The sequence below is a fragment of the Akkermansia muciniphila genome (genome assembly GCF_002884975.1).
GTDB classification, from domain to species: Bacteria; Verrucomicrobiota; Verrucomicrobiia; order Verrucomicrobiales; family Akkermansiaceae; genus Akkermansia; species Akkermansia muciniphila_C.
The window spans coordinates 892,647-911,659 of the sequence record NZ_PJKB01000001.1 but is presented as its reverse complement, the minus strand read 5'-3'; the positions used below and the strand labels follow the sequence as shown (position 1 = coordinate 911,659).

The following is a 19,013-nucleotide window of genomic DNA, read 5'->3' as shown; positions in this document are numbered from 1 at the left end:
TTTCGGGGCTTCCGGCCTTGGCGGGACATGCTCCCGTATTTCAATGAAAAGGCTTCACATTGCGCGCGGAATGCGCTAGAACCTGTTTTCCTATTGAACAAATAAAATATTATTTGCACATGAGTACAAACGACAAAACATCATCCGCCCCGACGAAAACCCGCATGACAGGAGCCGAAGTGCTCGTGGAATGCCTCGTGCGTGAAGGTGTAGACGTCGTCTTTGCCTATCCCGGCGGCGCCAGCATGCCGATTCACCAGGCCCTGAGCCACCAGCCCAAAATCCGGACCATCCTGCCCCGCCATGAACAGGGCGGCGCGTTCGGCGCGGAAGGCTACGGCCGCGTCACGGGCAAGGTGGGCGTCTGCATCTCCACATCCGGTCCCGGCGCCACCAACATGATCACTTCCATTGCGGATGCCTATCTGGATTCCACACCGCTGGTGGCGATCACGGCGCAGGTCATGCGCTCCCTGATCGGCCGCGGCGCCTTCCAGGAAACGGACGTGTTCGGCATGACCGCCCCCATCGTGAAGCACAGCTATCTGGTGACGGACCCGGAAGAACTGCCCCGCATTATCAAGGAAGCCTTTTACATCGCCTCCACAGGCCGTCCCGGCCCGGTGGTGATTGACATGCCCAAGGATGTGCAGGAAGCCGTGTTCTCCCCGGACTTTGACATGGAAATGGACCTGCCCGGCTATAATCCGGTGCTGCCCGTTCCCACGGAAAAGCTGGAAGAACTCCTTCCGCTGATTGAAAGCGCCAGCCGTCCCGTCATTTACGCCGGCGGCGGCATCATCTCTGCGGAAGCTTCCGCGGACCTGCTGGAATTTGCGGAACGCACCCAGATTCCCGTGGCAACCACCCTGATGGGCATCGGGGCCATGCCGGAAACCCATCCCCTCTCCCTGCGCTGGCTGGGCATGCACGGAGCCGTGTTTGCGAACAACGCCGTGAATGAAGCTGACCTGGTCATTGCCCTGGCCGCCCGGTTTGACGACCGCGTGACCGGAGCCGTGAACATGTTCTGTCCGGACTCCACCATCGTCCACATTGACATTGACGCCAGTGAAATCAACAAGAACAAGAAGGTGGCGCACCCCATCCGCGCGAATGTGAAGGACGCCCTCCAGGTTCTCAACGCCGCTCTGGCCGCGAAGGGCTGGGACCGCAAGTCCGCCGGATTCACCCGCACGCCGGAATGGTTCCGTACCATTGAAGACTGGAAGGCGCAGTACCCCTTCACTTATGAAGACCGCAAGGGATACATTTCCCCGCAGGCCGTCATTGAAGAACTCTACCGCCAGACCGCGGACAAGGACCCCGTCATCTGCACGGGCGTGGGCCAGCACCAGATGTTCGCCGCTCAATTCTTCAAATTTGACAAACCCCGGCGCCTGGCTACCTCCGGCGGCCTGGGAACCATGGGCTACGGCCTTCCCGCCGCCATGGGCGTGTGCCTGGCCTGTCCGGACAAGCTGGTGGTGAACATTGACGGGGACGGCTCCATGCTCATGAACATTCAGGAGCTGGCTACCATCCACGTGGAGCGCCTGCCCGTTAAATGCATTATTCTGAACAACCAGCATTTGGGCATGGTGGTGCAGTGGGAAGACCTGAAGTATGACTCCAACCGGGCCCAGACCTTCCTGGCGGACCCGCACGACAGCTATGATCCCACCCACAAGACGGAAGACGTCATCTATCCGAACTATCCGCTCATCTGCGCCGGATTCGGCGTCAAGTGCGAGCGCGTGCTCCGCATAGAAGAACTTCCGGCTGCCATCACCCGCATGATTGAATCTCCGGAAGCCTACGTGCTGGACGTGATGGTTCCCCATGACGTGCACGTGCTTCCGATCATTCTGGGCGGCATGAGCTACAAGGATGTGATTCTGGAACGCATTGCCGGTGACGGTTCCGCCAAAAAGGCGTCCGAACTGGGCAAGGAAATCCCGACTGCCCTGTAAGGGGGAAAGAGGGATTTCCGGTTATTCATCCATTGAGGGGAGCCGTCCGTAAGGGCGGCTCCTTTTTGATGTTGCAGGAAATGGCGCAGCGGGTGCTTTTCCTTATACGGGAAAAGGACGCCGGGACCTTCCGAGAGAAATGGTTTATGGGCGTGATTGTTGCCGGATTCACGATGCACGGCATCGTTTGAAGCTCCGGGGAAGATGTTGCTGGACGCGGCAGGGAGGAACGGCTAGCATGAATGAATCAAATTGGAAGCAAGCGGTACCGGACACGGAAAGACGGAATATCCGCCATCGGACCCTGTCTGATGCCGCCTTGCGCCAACCCAAAGCTCACAGGAAATTCCCGGGAGACCGGCGCTTGCTGTAAGTGCTTGGGAAATGCATATTGACAAAAGAACCACCCATTATTGAACCTGGCAGCATCCGGCATCCGAATTAGGTTGGCGCAAATCCCCTTTTGCACGCTTGATACTCAACCCGTATGCTTCCAGGCCGTCGCACCCTCACGGGTGCGTGGATTGAAACTTAAGGTAAAAGCCGTTGCTATATTTTCATATTTGTCGCACCCTCACGGGTGCGTGGATTGAAACCGTCCCCTCAATGTCACTTACAATGTTCCATTCAGTCGCACCCTCACGGGTGCGTGGATTGAAACCCATTGCTCCTTGGTTTCCCCGTGGGCGGCAAGCGTCGCACCCTCACGGGTGCGTGGATTGAAACATGCCGCCGTCCGTCGTCAAGGTCTGTATAATAGTCGCACCCTCACGGGTGCGTGGATTGAAACAGCCACTACGGTACGAAAGGGATGTTTTCCCCGTGTCGCACCCTCACGGGTGCGTGGATTGAAACAACTTGCGGGAAAACACCACGTCGGCATTGTCAAAGTCGCACCCTCACGGGTGCGTGGATTGAAACCGATGGTCTTGTCCACCTGCTTAATGGACCCGGTGTCGCACCCTCACGGGTGCGTGGATTGAAACCGGTAGCTTGACAGGGTGAAGAATGACGTTGTTGTCGCACCCTCACGGGTGCGTGGATTGAAACGGAAGAAGGAGACGGTCACTGCGAATATGCCGGAGTCGCACCCTCACGGGTGCGTGGATTGAAACATCCCCTGCCCCTGTGCAAATAAAGGATGAAGAACGTCGCACCCTCACGGGTGCGTGGATTGAAACAACTGTTTGATGTCATTCATTATGGATTCTTCAGGTCGCACCCTCACGGGTGCGTGGATTGAAACATGGTTATAAGGCCAACACTGACAAGCACGAAAGTCGCACCCTCACGGGTGCGTGGATTGAAACCTGGCTGCCATCAAGCGCGACGACTACCAGGCGGTCGCACCCTCACGGGTGCGTGGATTGAAACTGGACAATTTGAACCGGCAGTGGGAGTACTGGGGACCATGGATTTCTCCGGAAGTTTTTCCAGGTCGCACCCTCATGGGTGCGCAGGATGAAATTGAAGGTGTATACTTGACGATACTGAATAGAGAATCCTCTCTGTTCCAAAAAATGGATTTAACTGGTTATTTGTTGATTGTTTCTATTTAAGGAGAAGATTCTGTGGACCATATGGAGGTGTTTCCGTTAGCTTCATGATGAGGCGCGAACAGCCTGTTTTTAGAAAAGGAGAAGTTATTCGGAGAGTTTCCTGCGGCATGGGGCATTTTTCCGCGTTCACAGTTTGTGATGGATAAGGCGGGAGGAATCCAATATAGAGATAAAATGCACACAGACTGGTTGAATGATTTTCTGGAATGGGCGCCTATTCTGCTGATGATACTGGTAGCGGTTGTTTTTCTGGCTGCGCTGAAATGGAGAAGCGGGAGGCTGAAGAAGTCCATGGAGGAATGGAAGCGGAAGATGGTCCGGGAGGCGGAGGCAGGCCACCCCTCCGCCCAGTTCCAGCTGGGGCGCATTTACCAGAAGGGGGATGGCGTGGAGAAGGACCCGGACCGGGCGGAGGAGTGGTTTCACAAGGCGTTGCCCGGATTGAAACAGGAGGCGGAGGCGGGAGACAGGGACGCGGCTTTTTACCTTTACGATTGCTTTCATCAAGGACTGGGGGTGGAGAAGGATGATGCCGAGGCCCTGCACTGGCTGCAGCGCGCGGCGGCCGAGGGGAAACCGGATGCCATGTTTGCCCTGGCGCTGGAGTACCGGGAGGGAGGACTGGTGGAGAAGAATGAGGATTTGTTCATGCATTGGCTGAGGAAGGCGGCGCAGGGGGATGACAAGGATGCCCAGTACCTGCTGGGCGCCTGCTATGAACACGGCAACGGAGTTTCCCGGAATTTGGATCTTGCCCAGGAGTGGTATGACCGGGCGGCGGAGAAGAAGGATTCCGCGGAGGGGGACGGCCTGGAACGTGCACCGGGGAAATAGGAAGCCGGGGGGAGCGTCTTTCGGCTGGACAAAACGGGAGGCGGACGACACTCTAGGCGCTTTATGGAGGGCATACGCTATTACAACCGCTACACGGGCACGGAAGAACGGGAACAGGTGCTGGGAGAGAGGTACCTGCAATGGATTTACGGCACTTCCACGGGCAGGGCGGCCCTGCATGTCCTGATCAAGCGCGGCGTGTTTTCCTCCCTGCTGGGGTGGATGAAGAACCGGCCTTCTAGCGCGCGTTCCATTCCCGCTTTTGTGAAGGAGTACGGCATCAATATGGAGGAGTCCCTCAAGGGTATTCCGGAGTTCAGGCATTTCAACGATTTTTTCTACAGGCGCCTGAAGCCGGGCGCGCGTCCCCTGGCCGGAGGGGAGGAAACGGCTGTTTTTCCGGCTGACGCCCGGCACATGGGCTGGGAGCGCGCCGACCGGATCAGAGGCGTTTTTGTGAAGGGGCAGAGTTTTGACCTGCCGGGCCTGCTGGGGAGCGGGGCCCTGGCTGAACGGTATGCGGAAGGCGCCATTGTCCTGTCCCGCCTGTGCCCTACGGATTATCACCGCTTTCATTTTCCGGTGTCCGGGGTGCCCGGCCCGTGGGAGAGGCTGGGCGGTCCGCTGGCCAGCGTGTCTCCGTATTGCCTGCGCCATCGTTTGGCGTGGCTGTGGACTAACAAGAGGAATCTGACTTTGATCCAGTCAGAGTTATGGGGGCAGGTGGCCATGCTGGAGGTGGGGGCCACCGGCGTGGGGCGGATTGAGGAGACGTATTTTCCGGAAGTTCCTGCTCTCCGGGGAGCGGAGAAGGGGTATTTTGCCTTTGGCGGCTCCACCGTGATGTGCTTTTTTGAGCCGGGCAGAATTAGCCTGGCTGCCGACCTGCTGGAAAAGACGGCGGAGGGGATGGAGTTGTTTGCCCGTCAGGGAGATGCGATGGGGACGGCTGTGCGGTAATTGCGGATCAGGGAAGGGTATGAGTCGTTCTTCCCGGATTTGTAATCCGCTGCTTTTTGTATAAAAATACAGATTTTACCCGTACGGAAAATTCCGTATGGAGTCCGGCGTGGAGGGCGGAGGTAACGCCGTCCGCGCTGTTTCCGGAACCGGCTGCCGCCTCCCTGGGCCTGCCGGACTGGCTGCATTGATGCTACGCCGCCGCAGAGCCTGATTAAAGAGTCATGAGTGAAAAAATCCGGCATCCCCCGTGGGAGTGCCGGATTTTTTGATGTTTCGGAATGACAGGCAGTCCCGCCGCAGGTTATTTCATTTCCGCAATGGCGCGGGCCATGTCCGGAGCCTTGAAGGTGGAGGAACCCGCTACGAGCACGTCCGCTCCCGCCAGGGCGCACTGCGCGGCATTGTTTTTGCCGATTCCTCCGTCCATCTGGATTAGGAATTCCGCCTGATGCTCCGTTCGCCATTCGGCGGCTTTTTCCACCTTGTCCAGCACGGAGGGCATGAAGGATTGTCCGCCAAAGCCCGGAACCACGGACATGACCAGCAGCAGGTCTATTTCCCCCAGGAAGGGGGCGACCGCCTCAAAGGGCGTTGCCGGGTTGATGGCCAGCCCGTTTTTTACGCCAGCCTTGCGGATGCGGCGCAGGGTGTCGCGGATGTAGTATTCGTCCCCCAGCTCCACATGGAAGCAGATGAGGTTCACCCCCGCTTTGACAAATCGGTCAAAGTAGTGGTCCGGCCGTTCGATCATCAGGTGCGCGTCCAGAAAGTGATCCGGCCCCACCGCTTTTCTGACGGCGGCGCAGATTTCCGGGCCAAAGGAGATGTTGTCCACAAAGTGGCCGTCCATGATGTCCAGGTGCAGCCAGTCTGCTCCGGAGTGAAAGGCGCGGCGCGCTTCCTCCCCGATGCGGGAGAAGTCTGCCGCCAGCAGGGACGGGGCGATCATGGTCATGGTCGTGTGTTCTTTCCGGAGGTTTTAGTTGGCGACGATGTTGACGAGGCGCCCGGGCACGACAATTACTTTACGCACGGTGACGCCGTCCAGGAAGACTTTTACCTTGGAGGAGTCCAGAGCCAGTTTTTCCAGTTCTTCACGGGAGATGTCCCTGGGCACTTCCAGCTTGTCCCTGAGCTTGCCGTTTACCTGGATGACCATGGGGATGGTGTTTTCCACCAGCAGGGCTTCATCACAGGCGGGCCAGTTTTTCTGGCAGAGCTGCGTTTCCCCCAGGGCGGGGAAGCGTTTTTGAAGGAGGCTGTGGATTTCTTCCGTGATGTGCGGGGCAAACGGGTTCAGGAGCGTCAGGAAGGTGTCGTAGTCCTGCACGTCCACCACGTCCGCGGAGGTCATGGCGTTGGTGCATTCCATCATTTTGGCGATGGCGGTGTTGAAGGACATTTCGTTGATGTCGTCCGTCACTTTCCGGATGGTTTTGTGCAGTTCCTTGCGCACAGGCAGCACGTCCGCTTCCGCGGCGCCGTCCGTGAGCTTGGGGTTGATTTCCCATTCGCCTTCCTGGTTTTCACGGAAGGCCACGCGCCAGACGCGGGCCAGGAAGCGGGAGATGCCCTCCACTCCCTTGGTGGCCCAGGGTTTCACGTCCTTGAGCGGTCCCATGAACATTTCATACATGCGCAGGGAGTCTGCTCCGTATTCACGGACGATGTCGTCCGGGTTGACGACGTTGCCGCGGGATTTGGACATTTTCTGTCCGTCTTCTCCCAGGATCAATCCCTGGTTGACGAGTTTCTGGAACGGTTCATTGGTGCTGAGGTGGCCCAGGTCAAAGAGGACCTTGTGCCAGAAGCGGGCGTAGAGCAGGTGGAGCACGGCGTGTTCCGTGCCGCCCACGTACAGGTCAATGCCGCCGGGGGTTCCGGTGGAGCCCATCCAGTATTGTTCCGCCTCCCGGCTGACGAAGCGTGCCGTGTTTTCCGGGTCCAGATAGCGCAGGTAGTACCAGCAGGAGCCGGCCCATTGGGGCATGGTGTTCGTTTCACGGTGGGCCGTGGGGGTGTAGGCAATCCATTCCGTAGCCTTGACCAGCGGTCCGCGCGGGTCGCCCGTGGGGGCAAAGTCGTCCAGATCAGGCTGGAGCAGGGGGAGTTCGTTCTCCGGCAGGGCGCGGTGGTGGCCGTTTTCCCAGACAATGGGGAAGGGTTCGCCCCAGTAGCGCTGGCGGGAGAAGAGCCAGTCGCGCAGCTTGTAGTTGACCTTGCGGCGGCCCTTGCCGTTTTCTTCCAGCCAAAGTGTCATTTTTTCCTTGGCTTCCGGGGTAGGCAGTCCGGTCAGGAAACCGGAGTTGACGCTGGTGCCTTCATAGCCGCAGAAGCCGCGCCAGTCAATGTCTTCACTGGGGGGCTGGACCACCTGGAGCACCGGGAGGCCGAAGACCTGGGCGAAGGCGAAGTCACGCTCATCGTGGGCCGGGACGGCCATGATGGCTCCGGTGCCGTAGCCCATCAGCACGTAGTCCGCAATCCAGACGGGAACCTGTTCCCCATTGACGGGGTTGACGGCGTATGCGCCAGTGAAGACGCCCGTCTTTTCCTTGGACAGGTCCGTGCGTTCCAGGTCGCTCTTGGTGGCGCACTGGCTGCGGTACTGTTCCACGGCTTCCTTTTGTTCCGGCGTGGTGACGGAATCCACCAGCGGGTGTTCCGGGGAGAGGACCATATAAGTGGCGCCAAAGAGGGTATCCGGCCGGGTGGTGTAAACGGTGATGGTTTCCCCGCCCAGGGTGAAGTCCACTTCCGCCCCTTCAGATTTGCCGATCCAGTTGCGCTGAAGCAGTTTGATGGATTCCGGCCAGTCCAGGGGCTCCAGTTCGTCAATCAGGCGTTCCGCATAGTCCGTAATGCGCAGCATCCACTGGCGCAGGGGGCGGCGTTCCACATGGTGGCCTTTGGATTTCCATTCCTCCACTTCCTCATTGGCCAGCACGGTGCCCAGGTCCGGGGACCAGTTCACGGCGGCTTCCGCCACGTAGGCCAGGCGCCGCTGGTCGATTTCCTCGCGGCTCAGCCCCTGTTCCTCCAGTTCGGAGACGGGGCGCGCCTTTTTCAGTTCCCTGTTGTAGTAGGAGTTGTAGAGCTGGAGGAATATCCACTGGGTCCAGCGCACGTATTCATGGTCCGTCGTGGCTATTTCCCGGTCCCAGTCATAGGAGAAGCCCAGCATCTTGAGCTGGCGGCGGAAGTTGTCAATGTTTTGGAAGGTGGTGACGGAGGGGTGCTGCCCGGTCTTGATGGCGTATTGCTCCGCCGGAAGGCCGAAGGAGTCCCACCCCATGGGATGCAGCACGTTGAAGCCGTTCATGCGCTTGAAGCGCGCCACGATGTCCGTGGCCGTGTACCCTTCCGGATGCCCCACATGCAGGCCCGCGCCGCTGGGGTAGGGGAACATGTCCAGCACGTAGTACTTGGGTCTGGACGCGTCAAAGCCCTCTTCTCCGGGATTGTTTACCTTAAAGGTTTTTCTTTCGTCCCAGATCTGCTGCCATTTGGGTTCAAAAACGTCAAAGGGATATGGTTTCTTGCGCTCGGACATGATGGGGAGGAATGTATACTCCGCCTGCGGGCCAATCAAGCCTAAACCCGGCGGTGCGCAAGCGCTTTCAGTGCTTGCGGGGGCATGGGAGCGTTTTCCGGAAAAAAGTGGAAAGACCAGAAGTTGACTGTGCGTACTTTTAGGTTGAAAGGATTTTGCCGATCGTATTAAATAATTGCAACCATGAAGTTCACTGCCTGTCTCCTGTCCGCCGCCTGCGGCGTGTTTTCCCTGTTTGCCGGGGCATCCGCCCAGGGCAATGTTTCCCACCCCGTTTCCTCCGGAAAGAAGCCCAATATCATCGTTTTCCTGGTGGATGACATGGGCTGGCAGGATACGTCCCATCCGTTCTGGTCCGACAGCCGCGGCAATCCGAAGAAGACGTTCCTGAACAAGCGCTACCGCACGCCGAACATGGAGAAGCTGGCCGCCCAGGGCATGACGTTTACGGACGCGTACGCCCACCCCCTCTGCACGCCTTCCCGCGTGAGCCTGATGTCCGGCATGAATCCGGCGCGGCACCGCGTGACCTGCTGGGTGCGGGAGCAGAACGGGACGACGGACCGCAACAATAAGAGCCTCCAGCCGCCGGACTGGGCCCTCAACGGTCTCCAGCCGGTCGGGATTCCTGCCAGTGGAACGACGAAACGCCCCATTTCCGGGGAGGATATACGTTATAACATGACGCGCCCCTTCGCCACGGCGGTCACGCTGCCGGCGATGCTGAAGAAGTGCGGCTATGTCACCGTGCACTGCGGGAAGGCCCATTTCGGCACCCAGGGAACGCCGGGGTCCAATCCGCTGAACATGGGGTTTGATTATAATATCGCAGGTACGGAGATCGGCCACCCGGCGGATTACCGCGGTTCCAAGCATTACGGAAAGGGGTTCAACCATGTGCGCGGGCTGGATGAGAATAATTATTACCAGGACGATGTGTTCCTGACGGAGGCCCTGACCCAGGAGGCCATCAAGCGTCTGGAAGCCATCAGGACCAATCCGAAGGAGGCCGACAAGCCCTTTTACCTGTACATGGCCCAGTACGCCCTGCACGCTCCGCTGGATGAACGCGCCTATGACAAGAGGTTTGCGGATTCCTACAAGAATCCGGAGGACGGGCACAAGTGGTCCCCGGTGGAGAAGCATTATTCCGGGTTGATTGAGGGCATGGACAAGAGCCTGGGGGATATCATGAAGTACCTCAAGGAGCACAATCTGGACAAGAATACGGTGCTGGTGTTCATGTCGGACAACGGCGGCCTGGCCATTTCCGGCAGGCTGGGCAATGAGGATGCCAATTACCCCCTTTCCTTCGGCAAGGGGTCGTGCATGGAGGGCGGTATCCGGGAACCCATGATTGTTTCCTGGCCGGGCGTGACAAAGGGCGGTTCCCGGTGTGCCGTTCCGGTGGTTATTGACGACTTTTTCCCGACTCTGCTGGATATAGCCGGATGCCGGAACGCAAAGACTCCGCAGAAGCTGGACGGCCTCAGCTTGGTTCCGCTGCTCAAGGGCGCCCGGTTCCCCGCGGACCGTCCCCTGCTGTTCCACCAGCCCAACAACTGGGGGGAAAACAATCGCCAGGCTCCTCAGTACGGCGCTTCCACCGCCCTGCGCCAGGGGGACTGGAAGCTGATTTACCGTCACGGGGACCAGAGCTTCGAGTTGTACAATTTGAAGAAGGATATCGGCGAAAAGGAAAACCTGGTTTCCAAAGAGCCGCGGAAGTTGAAGGAAATGGCCGCCGCCATGGGCAAGCTGCTCCGGGAGCGGAAGGCGCAGATGCCTACCTACAAGAAGGGCAACGAGCTGGGCGCGCCGGAAGGGAGCTCCGTTCCGTGGCCCGACCAGGTGAAGAAGAGCGGGAATTGAGATTCCGCCACAGTCTGCGGTTTCCTTTTCACCAGGTCCGGCGAATGGCCTCCGGTGAAGAGGGCGCGAATTGGGATGCCCTGCTTTTGGCAGGGCATCCGGCTTTTTGACGTTTCCGCCGGGCGGAGCGTCCGGTAAAGGGTTTTTAGGGGTGATGCGCGTTCCTGCGGGTTAAACATGTGAGTGCGTTCCTTGCGTCTTTCCCTGCGGGCGGTTTTCCTCCGCTGGCGGAGCAGATTGAGACCTGAAGAATATCCTCCTTTCCCGTGGTTTTTTCCGTAACCCGGAATGAACGGGGGCCGGAGGCTTTTCATTCAAGCTTACGTAAGCGCAGGCCACTTCCGAACCGGGCTATTTACAAGCTTCACAGGCGCTTTCCCACGACAGGGATGGTTTAAAATAAGAGCAAACTTGCCGTTGTTCCGGAAGAATGGGGATAAAAAACGCCCCGCCGTGCGTGCCGGCGGAGCGTGATGGAAATGGAGGTATGTAGTCCCCGGAGGGGGGAGGCATCTTAAAAGTCGTCGGTAGCGGCGTCATCCGTCGCCGTGGCATCGCTGTCTTCAGCAGTGTTATCCGCGGCGGGCGTTTCTTCCGTGCCGGTGGAGTCTGCATCATCGGCGGGCGTTTCTTCCGTAGCGGCGGGTTCCGTGGAAGGTGCGGCCGCAGGCTTGGCGGCTCCGGCTGCCGGAGCGGCTTCCTTGGGCGGAACAACCACCTTCACGGCGGGCGGCGCCGGAACAGGCGTGTTCAGGCCGTCAGCCTTGCGGGTGCTGACGCGCAGTCCATCCGCATAAGCCAGGTTTTTCAGGATGGCATAGCCCAGGGCCGGGGCCTGGTCCGTGGTGTTGACCAGCATTTTGAAGTGGTTGTTGACGGACATCTTGCGGGCGTCCCTGCCGTTGCGGAAGGGAACGATGCCGATGAGGTTGCCGTCATTGTCAATGCAGAGAGCCCAGTAGGAGCGGTCCACCTGGATGAAGTATTGCGGGCGGATGTAGTCCATCGTCTTCCATTCAGCGCCCTTGATGTATTCCTCCATGGCGCGGCGCGCGTTGGCCGGCATGCCGCCCCAGTCGGCATAAACCCTGCTGGTCAGCGTTTCACGGCCGTTATACCCGTGTACGGAGACGTTCTGGGCGGTAGCGAATTGACGGGCGTAGCTCTGCGGAGAGGTAGGCTGGCAGGAGCTGGTGAAGAGCGCTGCTCCGACGGTCAGGAGGCAGGCTGCTGCGGTGGTGAAGGGATGAATGTTAGTCATGGCAATCGCAATGGTTACGTTATAAAAGAGGAAAACACATCCCATTTCAAGGAAAAGAATGCAGGAAGAGGCGATTTGTGGCGTTTTTTAACATTTCCGTTTGATAGGGGGAGCGGGCTTTGCCGGACCGGGAGGCTCCGGGGCGCCTCCCGGAAGGTATGATGGGGGATTACTCAAATTTTTCTCGCAAATCGTTGGGAATCGCTTAGGTTGTCGTTGCTTCATGTCCGCCTTTATCATCAGCCAGTCTGCCCTGGAACGCAACGCCCTTATCCTGAGGGACGTGGCGGAGGCAGCCGGGTGCCGCATCGTGCTGGCCCTGAAAGGTTTTTCCTGCTGGCCCTGTTTTGATATCCTGGAGCCCTTGCTGGACGGCTGCTGCGCGTCCGGCCTGTGGGAGGCGCGGCTGGCCCGGAGCAGGTTCGGAAAACACGTGCTGACGTATTCTCCGGCGTATGCTCCGGAGGAGGTGGCGGAGCTGGCGGAAATTTCCAGCCACCTTGATTTCAACAGCCTGACGCAGTGGGCCCGTTTCCGGGAGGAGGTGATGCGGCATCCCCGCTTTCTTTCCGGAGAGCTGAAGTGCGGCTTACGCGTCAATCCCCGTTTTTCCACCGGGCATAAGCCCCTGTATGATCCCTGCGCGCCCGGCTCCCGCCTGGGCGTTACGCCGGATGTGATGCAGGAGGCTGATTTGACCGGCATTTCCGGCCTTCATTTCCATACCCTGTGCGAGCAGGGGGCGGATGACCTGGCGGCTACGCTCGGCGCGGTGGAGCGGCACTTCGGCCACATCCTGTCCCGCCCGGAGATTACCTGGCTGAATATGGGCGGCGGCCACTGGATCACCAAGCCCGGTTATGACCGGAAGCTGTTAGTGGAGCTTATCCGCGGCATACGCGGGCGCTACGGCGTGGACGTATGGCTGGAACCGGGGGAAGCCGCCGCCATTCATACGGGGGTGCTCCGGTGCAGGGTGCTGGATATTTTTTCCTCGGAAGGGGTGGAGCATGCCATTCTGGACGTTTCCGCGTCCGCCCATATGCCTGATACGCTGGAGATGCCCTACCGTCCGGACGTGTTCCAGATTTTAAAGAACGCCTCCCTGCGTTCCGGGCAGCAGCCCGCCGTGCGGATGGAGGGGGAAAACTACGCCCTGGCGGGGAACGCCGGGGAAGGCGCGCATACGTACCGCCTGGGGGCGCCCACCTGTTTGGCGGGAGACCGGATAGGGGATTATTCCTTTGCGGAACCCCTTGCCGCGGGCGACGAGCTTGTTTTTGACGACATGGCGCATTATACGATGGTGAAAACGACGTTTTTCAACGGCGTGCGCCATCCGGATATTGCAATCCAGAAGAAGGACGGCTCCGTGGAGACGGTACGCCGTTTTTCCTATGAAGATTTTGAGGCCCGCCTGGGCTAGAACATTTGACCAGACAGATTGACATGGCAGCATCCAAAGAAGGCATCAAGCAGAAAGTCCGGGGCTGGAGTCATCATGATTCCGCAGATTTGTACGGCATTGACGACTGGGGCAACGGATATTTCCGGATTAACAAGAAAGGGGAGGTCACCGTACGCCTGAATGACGAGGACGGCGGGAAGAAGGACATCAGCCTGTGCGACCTGCTGGAGGGCCTGAATGAGCGCGGCACCACCGTTCCGGTGCTGTTCCGTTTCCGCGACCTGCTGCGCAGCCGCATTGCGGAGCTGAACGAGAGCTTCCGGAAGGCGATTAAGGAGGCGGATTACCAGGGCAAGTACCAGGGCGTGTATCCCATCAAGGTGAACCAGCAGCGGCAGGTGGTGGAGGAGATCGCGGAGTTCGGCACCAAGTATGATTACGGGCTGGAAGCCGGTTCCAAGCCGGAGCTGATTGCCGCCATGGCGCACATGCATAATCCCAACGCCTACCTGATCTGCAACGGCTACAAGGATGACGAGTTTATTGACCTGGCGCTGACGGCCCAGAAAATGGGGCTGAATATTTTCATCGTGCTGGAGATGCCTTCCGAGCTGGACGCCATTCTGGCACGAGCCCGGAAGATGGACATCCGGCCCAATCTGGGCGTGCGCATCAAGCTGGCGGCCAAGGGTTCCGGCCTGTGGCAGGAGTCCGCGGGGGACAAGTCCGTCTTTGGCCTGAACGCCGCGCAGGTGGTGGATGTGGTGGACAAGCTGAAGCAGATGGATTCCCTGGACTGCCTGAAACTGCTCCATTACCACCAGGGGTCCCAGATTCCGAATATTTCCGTGGTCCGCGAGGGGCTGACGGAGGCCGCCCGCATTTACGTGGACCTGGTGAAGGAAGGCGCGCCGCTGGGAACGCTGGACATGGGCGGTGGCCTGGCCGTGGATTACGACGGGTCCAAGACGAATTTCCATTCCTCCTGCAACTATTCCATTGCGGAGTTCGCCCGTGACGTGGTGGAGGTGGTGGGGGACATGTGCACCAAGTACGAGGTGCCCCATCCCACGCTGGTGACGGAGTCCGGCCGCGCCGTGGTGGCGTATTATTCCGTGCTGGTGTTTAACGTGCTGGACGTGACCAGCGCGCCGGGCGAGGAACCTCCCCCGGATTTGCCGGAGGATGCTCCGGAGTTGCTGAAGGCTTTTGCGGATACGGACCGGACCCTGGCCAGGAAGAATATGCAGGAGTGCTACAATGACGCCTGCTATTACCGGGACCAGCTGCGCGCCCAGTTCTTTTACGGGAATGCCACCCTGCGTCAGCGCGGGCTGGGAGAGGCCTATTACTGGCACATCCTGAGCCGCATTTCCCGCATGCTGGCGGAGATGGAAACCATTCCGGAAGACCTCCGGGAGCTTTCCTGCTCCATGGTGGACTTTTATTACGGCAATTTTTCCCTGTTCCAGTCCCTGCCGGATTCCTGGGCCATACGCCAGCTTTTCCCCGTGATGCCTCTGCACCGCCTGAATGAACGGCCCACGAACAAGGCCGTGCTGGCGGACATCACCTGTGACTGCGACGGGAAGATAGACCATTTCATCGACCGGGAGGACGTGGCTACCGCGCTTCCGCTGCATGCCATCAAGCCCGGCGAGGATGATTACTACATCGGCGTGTTCCTGGTGGGCGCCTATCAGGAGACCCTGGGGGACCTGCACAACCTGCTGGGGGATACGAATGTGGTGGGCGTGCACCTGGAAGGGGGACGCCCTGTTTATACGCATGAGGTGGAGGGGGATACCGTGGCGGACGTCCTCTCCTACGTGGAGTATGACCCCAAGGAGCTGATCAACAAGTTCCGCACGTTTGCGGAACAGGCGGTGGCGGATGGGAAAATATCTCCGTCCGAACGCCGGAGGGCCCTGGAAGTGTTCCGTTCCGGCCTGAACGGCTACACCTACTATGAATTATAGGGTTCGTCCTGCCTGAGAAGGGAGGAGGCGCCTCAGCCGGGGCCCCCGTCCCATCTCCGTTATTGCGTCTGTTCCTCCGGAGGTTCCGTTTCCGAAATCACCTTGGCCGGAGTGAGTCCCCAGAAGCGCGTGGCCGTTTGCGGGGAAATGCCCTTCATGTTCAGGTACCGGGTGCGGAGCAGTGAGGAGGAGCGGTGCCCCATTTCCATCTGCAGCAGGTTGTAGTCCTTGAAGTGCTTGGCGTGGTAGCTGGCATAGGTGTGCCGCAGGCAGTCCGGCACCCATGATCTTTTTCTGCCGCCCCAGCCCGCGTTCCTGCGGATCTTGCGCCACTTGATCGTCCAGCCCTTGGGGCAGATGGGCGTATTCGGCCCCGGCTTGGTTCTGTCACGGCAGAATTTGAGCCATTTGGCTAGAACGGGCAGGATGGTGACATGCCGGGCGCCCCCGGTTTTGGTGTGCTTGGAGTTCAGAATCACGCAGCCGTCCCGGATGGCGATGTTCTCCCAGAGCAGCCGCTCCACTTCCTGCGGGCGGATGCCTGCAAAAATCATCAGGGCGGCTCCGGCTACGCAGCTCCCGTCGAATTCATTCATGCATGTTTTGAGGAGCAGGGTGACGTCCTTCAGTCCCAGGGCCGGGATTTCCTGTTCCCGCAGGAAGGGGGTGTCTACGCGGAGGATGGGATTTTCATCACACCAGCCGCGCTTGACAGAGAAGGAGAAGATTCCGCTCAGGATCAGCCGCGCCTTGTGCCGCTGGCGTGACGTGGTGAACGTATTCATCAGAATGCTCTGGCATTCTTCCACGGTGAGGTTCCTGAGGGGAGTTTCCTCCAGTTCCGGATTGCTCTTCTTGAGTTTATGAATGATGCTCTTGATGTCCGTCAGCGTCCGGGGGCGGCGGTGGCTTTTGGAACGCAGGCATTCCGTGGCCGCCGTCCCGAAGCTGACGGTATGGTGTTTGTTCTTGATGGCGTTCAGCCCCAGGGTGACAACTTCCCTGCACCGGTTGATGGTGCAGATTTCATCCCCCAGGGCTTCCTTGATTTCCAATACCAGCCGTGCCGCCTGGGTCAGGGTGACTGATTCCCCTTCCAGAAGAGCGGTTCCAACATATTTTAGTTTATTCGTTTTCGGTACTTTTCTCATATAGGTTCATCGTGTTTGTACAAACACGGTTTTAATGAAAAAGGCCATCCTTATAGTAAAGAAAACTTATGCTTTCCATCGGAAAACGCGTATCCGTCAAGGATATGTTGTAACTTATGTTTTCTTTGATCCGATCGGAAAATCAAAGTTTCTGATGGTGCAGGAACCGAAAATGTTAGAAAGCATGATCACATGCGTTGAATATCAAAACGAATGCTATTCGTTAGGTGTTGGTAAATTTTTGTTAGACCGAGAAGAAAGATACGGCAGGATGAAAATATTTTACATGCCTGAACGTATGAGATATACTGTTTTACTGTATCATGAACATCAGAATCCTCTCTTTCAACGTATCATGTGCCGGGCTGTGTTGTGCCCTGGGTTCCATTCTGGCGGCTGATGCCCGTGAAGTCCATTCCCTGAACGGTTCCTGGGATTACAGCTTCAACGGAGGCTCTTCCGGGAAAGTAACGGTGCCCCACACCTGGAATGCGGAGGATGCCGCGAACGGCGTGAAGGGGAAGCGCGGAGACGCCAAGTCCGTCAACAGCGACGCCTACCGGCGCGGTCCCGCCGTTTATTCCCGCACTCTTCCGGTGGCTCCCAGGCCGGGCAAGAGGTATTTCATCCGCGGCGGAGGCGCCAGCATCGTTTCCGAGGTTTCCGTCAACGGGAAGCCTGCCGGCAGGCATGAGGGGGCGTTTACCGCTTTTTGTTATGAAATCACTCCCCTCCTGAAACAAGGCACCAACACGGTTTCCGTTCTGGTGGACAATACGCAGCGGGAACATATCGCGCCCCAGCGCGGGGATTTTTCCATGTTCGGCGGCTTGTACCGGCCCATTGAGCTGATTGAAACGGACGGCGTGTGCATTGACCCCCTCTTTTACGCCTCCCCCGGCGTCTTCATTACGACGAAGTCCCTGGATAAGTCCAAAGCGGAGGTGGAAGTGAAGACCCTGCTGAACTCGGACGGGAAGGCGGGGGACGTGGATGTAGCCGTGGAAATCCTGGACATGAAGGGCAGGAAGGTGGCCGGAAAGACGGTGAAGGCCGCCGCCGGGGAAAAGAAGAACCTGGAGGTTCCCGTAACGCTGGCGATCGGCAAGCCCGTGCTCTGGAACGGAGTCAGGAATCCCTACCTCTACCAGGTGAAGACTTCCATCAGGACGGCGGACGGCCAGACGGACGAAATAGTGCAGCCTCTGGGCCTCCGGACCGTTTCTGTCGATCCCGGGAAGGGCTTTGTCCTGAACGGGAAGCCCATGCAGGTCAAGGGCGTCAGCCGCCACCAGGACATGAAGGGAAAGGGCTGGGCGCTTTCTCCGGAGGATGAGGCGCGGGACATCCGGCTGATTGCGGACATGGGAGCGGACGGCCTGAGAACGGGCCACTATCCCGCTTCTTCCAACGTTTACGACCTGTGCGACAAGACTGGACTGGTCGTCTGGTCTGAAGTGCCCAACGTCAACCTGGTGCGGGATACGCCGGAATTCCGGGAGAACAACCGCCTCCAGGCCCGGGAAATGATTTACCAGCACTGGAACCACCCCTCCATCTGCATGTGGGGCATTTTCAATGAAATCGGCCACCAGCCGGAGGCTTCCAACAAAGTAGACATGGATGCCGAATTGACGGAATTGAACAAGTTCGTGAAGGAGGCGGACCCCTCCCGCATGACGGTGGGGGCCAGCAACCAGCCGGGCCGCAAGAAGCTGAACAATATTCCGGACCACATCGCGTTCAATACGTATCCCGGCTGGTACGGGGGCGGCCCGGAAACCATGAAGGGGAACCTGAACGGCTACATCCGCGATTACGGCGGCAAAATGGGCATCGCCGTCAGCGAATACGGCCATGGCGCCAGCACGGGCATGCATGAGAATCCGGCCAAGAGGCCGTCCCCCACCGGGTTCTGGCATCCGGAGGAATGGCAGTCCCAGGCGCATGAGATCAATTACAAGTGCATCAGGGAGAGGCCGGAGGTGTGGGGCTCCTTCGTCTGGAACATGTTTGACTTCGGTTCCGCCTCCCGCTTTGAGGGGGAAAGCCCCGGCATCAATGACAAGGGGCTGGTGACCTATGACCGCAAGACGCCCAAGGACGCCTATTTCTTCTACAAGGCCAACTGGAGCCCCCAGCCGACCGTGTACATCACGTCCCGCAGGTTTGCGGAACGCACGGAGAAGAAGGTGCCCGTGAAGGTTTACAGCAATGCCCCCGCGGTGAAGCTGGCCGTCAACGGGAAGGCCGTGGGAAGCGTCAAGCCGGATGAATTGAAGCGCGCCGTCTGGCCTGAAGTGACTCTCAAGCCCGGCGTCAACACCATCACGGCCACGGCCTCCATGGGCGGGAAAACGTACACGGATTCCTGCAAATGGACCTTGAAGCCTTCAGGCGGGGATGGAAAGAAGGATTCCGAGCGCTATCAGGATCCGTCCATCAACAAGTACAAGTAAG

General features: G+C 58.8%; 11 protein-coding genes and 1 CRISPR repeat array. Of the genes, 7 read left to right on the top strand and 4 right to left on the bottom strand.

The features are described 5' to 3' along the window. Positions 1–119 precede the first annotated feature (119 nt). The 3 genes from ilvB to CXU21_RS03685 all read left to right on the top strand — a co-directional run bounded on the left by ilvB (position 120) and on the right by CXU21_RS03685 (position 5,326). Positions 120–1,973 (top strand): biosynthetic-type acetolactate synthase large subunit, encoded by a 1,854-nt coding sequence (ilvB, locus tag CXU21_RS03695; protein WP_102714124.1) that lies wholly within the window; start codon positions 120–122, stop codon positions 1,971–1,973. A 500-nt stretch (positions 1,974–2,473) separates the two neighbouring features. Then, positions 2,474–3,441: a CRISPR direct-repeat array (repeat unit 31 nt; unit sequence GTCGCACCCTCACGGGTGCGTGGATTGAAAC). Positions 3,442–3,706: 265 nt separating this feature from the next. Next, positions 3,707–4,366 carry a tetratricopeptide repeat protein gene (locus CXU21_RS03690; RefSeq protein ID WP_180972615.1) on the top strand — a complete coding sequence of 220 codons (660 nt, stop codon included), beginning with the start codon at positions 3,707–3,709 and terminating at the stop codon, positions 4,364–4,366. 63 nt (positions 4,367–4,429) lie between these two features. After that, positions 4,430–5,326 carry a phosphatidylserine decarboxylase gene (locus tag CXU21_RS03685; RefSeq protein ID WP_102725095.1) on the top strand — a complete coding sequence of 299 codons (897 nt, stop codon included), beginning with the start codon at positions 4,430–4,432 and terminating at the stop codon, positions 5,324–5,326. A 304-nt stretch (positions 5,327–5,630) separates the two neighbouring features. On the opposite strand, the gene rpe is transcribed toward CXU21_RS03685, so the two are convergent. Continuing rightward, the gene (gene rpe / locus CXU21_RS03680; RefSeq protein WP_102714118.1) at positions 5,631–6,284 is read right to left on the bottom strand and encodes a ribulose-phosphate 3-epimerase; all 654 of its coding nucleotides are present in this window, start codon (positions 6,282–6,284) and stop codon (positions 5,631–5,633) included. 24 nt (positions 6,285–6,308) lie between these two features. Continuing rightward, the gene (leuS, locus tag CXU21_RS03675) at positions 6,309–8,882 is read right to left on the bottom strand and encodes a leucine--tRNA ligase (protein WP_102725430.1); all 2,574 of its coding nucleotides are present in this window, start codon (positions 8,880–8,882) and stop codon (positions 6,309–6,311) included. A 183-nt stretch (positions 8,883–9,065) separates the two neighbouring features. On the opposite strand from leuS, the gene CXU21_RS03670 reads away from it, so the two are divergent. After that, entirely contained in the window at positions 9,066–10,754 is a 1,689-nt protein-coding gene (locus tag CXU21_RS03670; RefSeq protein ID WP_257997349.1) for a sulfatase, read from the top strand. Between the two features lie 514 nt (positions 10,755–11,268). Here the strand turns inward: CXU21_RS03670 and CXU21_RS03665 are convergent. Continuing rightward, complete coding sequence (locus tag CXU21_RS03665; protein WP_146016698.1) at positions 11,269–12,015, bottom strand: hypothetical protein; 747 nt, start codon at positions 12,013–12,015, stop codon at positions 11,269–11,271. Between the two features lie 223 nt (positions 12,016–12,238). On the opposite strand from CXU21_RS03665, the gene nspC reads away from it, so the two are divergent. Both nspC and speA read left to right on the top strand, forming a co-directional pair. After that, positions 12,239–13,441, top strand: coding sequence for a carboxynorspermidine decarboxylase (gene nspC / locus CXU21_RS03660; RefSeq protein ID WP_102725094.1), 1,203 nt, complete (start codon positions 12,239–12,241; stop codon positions 13,439–13,441). Between the two features lie 23 nt (positions 13,442–13,464). Continuing rightward, positions 13,465–15,402, top strand: a complete 1,938-nt coding sequence (gene speA / locus CXU21_RS03655; protein WP_102714748.1) for a biosynthetic arginine decarboxylase — start codon at positions 13,465–13,467, stop codon at positions 15,400–15,402. A 59-nt stretch (positions 15,403–15,461) separates the two neighbouring features. Here the strand turns inward: speA and CXU21_RS03650 are convergent, their stop codons facing one another. Further along, the gene (locus CXU21_RS03650) at positions 15,462–16,553 is read right to left on the bottom strand and encodes a tyrosine-type recombinase/integrase (protein WP_102714112.1); all 1,092 of its coding nucleotides are present in this window, start codon (positions 16,551–16,553) and stop codon (positions 15,462–15,464) included. A gap of 323 nt (positions 16,554–16,876) precedes the next feature. On the opposite strand from CXU21_RS03650, the gene CXU21_RS03645 reads away from it, so the two are divergent. Beyond that, entirely contained in the window at positions 16,877–19,012 is a 2,136-nt protein-coding gene (locus CXU21_RS03645; RefSeq protein WP_102725093.1) for a glycoside hydrolase family 2 protein, read from the top strand. The last annotated feature ends 1 nt before the right edge of the window (position 19,013 follow it).

Coding starts and splice junctions, on each gene's coding strand:
- ilvB (WP_102714124.1), top strand. CDS start 120: ATGAGTACAAACGACAAAACATCATCCGCCCCGACGAAAACCCGCATG.
- CXU21_RS03665 (WP_146016698.1), bottom strand. CDS start 12,015: ATGACTAACATTCATCCCTTCACCACCGCAGCAGCCTGCCTCCTGACC.
- CXU21_RS03650 (WP_102714112.1), bottom strand. CDS start 16,553: ATGAGAAAAGTACCGAAAACGAATAAACTAAAATATGTTGGAACCGCT.
- CXU21_RS03670 (WP_257997349.1), top strand. CDS start 9,066: ATGAAGTTCACTGCCTGTCTCCTGTCCGCCGCCTGCGGCGTGTTTTCC.
- nspC (WP_102725094.1), top strand. CDS start 12,239: ATGTCCGCCTTTATCATCAGCCAGTCTGCCCTGGAACGCAACGCCCTT.
- rpe (WP_102714118.1), bottom strand. CDS start 6,284: ATGACCATGATCGCCCCGTCCCTGCTGGCGGCAGACTTCTCCCGCATC.
- CXU21_RS03685 (WP_102725095.1), top strand. CDS start 4,430: ATGGAGGGCATACGCTATTACAACCGCTACACGGGCACGGAAGAACGG.
- CXU21_RS03645 (WP_102725093.1), top strand. CDS start 16,877: ATGAACATCAGAATCCTCTCTTTCAACGTATCATGTGCCGGGCTGTGT.
- leuS (WP_102725430.1), bottom strand. CDS start 8,882: ATGTCCGAGCGCAAGAAACCATATCCCTTTGACGTTTTTGAACCCAAA.
- CXU21_RS03690 (WP_180972615.1), top strand. CDS start 3,707: ATGCACACAGACTGGTTGAATGATTTTCTGGAATGGGCGCCTATTCTG.
- speA (WP_102714748.1), top strand. CDS start 13,465: ATGGCAGCATCCAAAGAAGGCATCAAGCAGAAAGTCCGGGGCTGGAGT.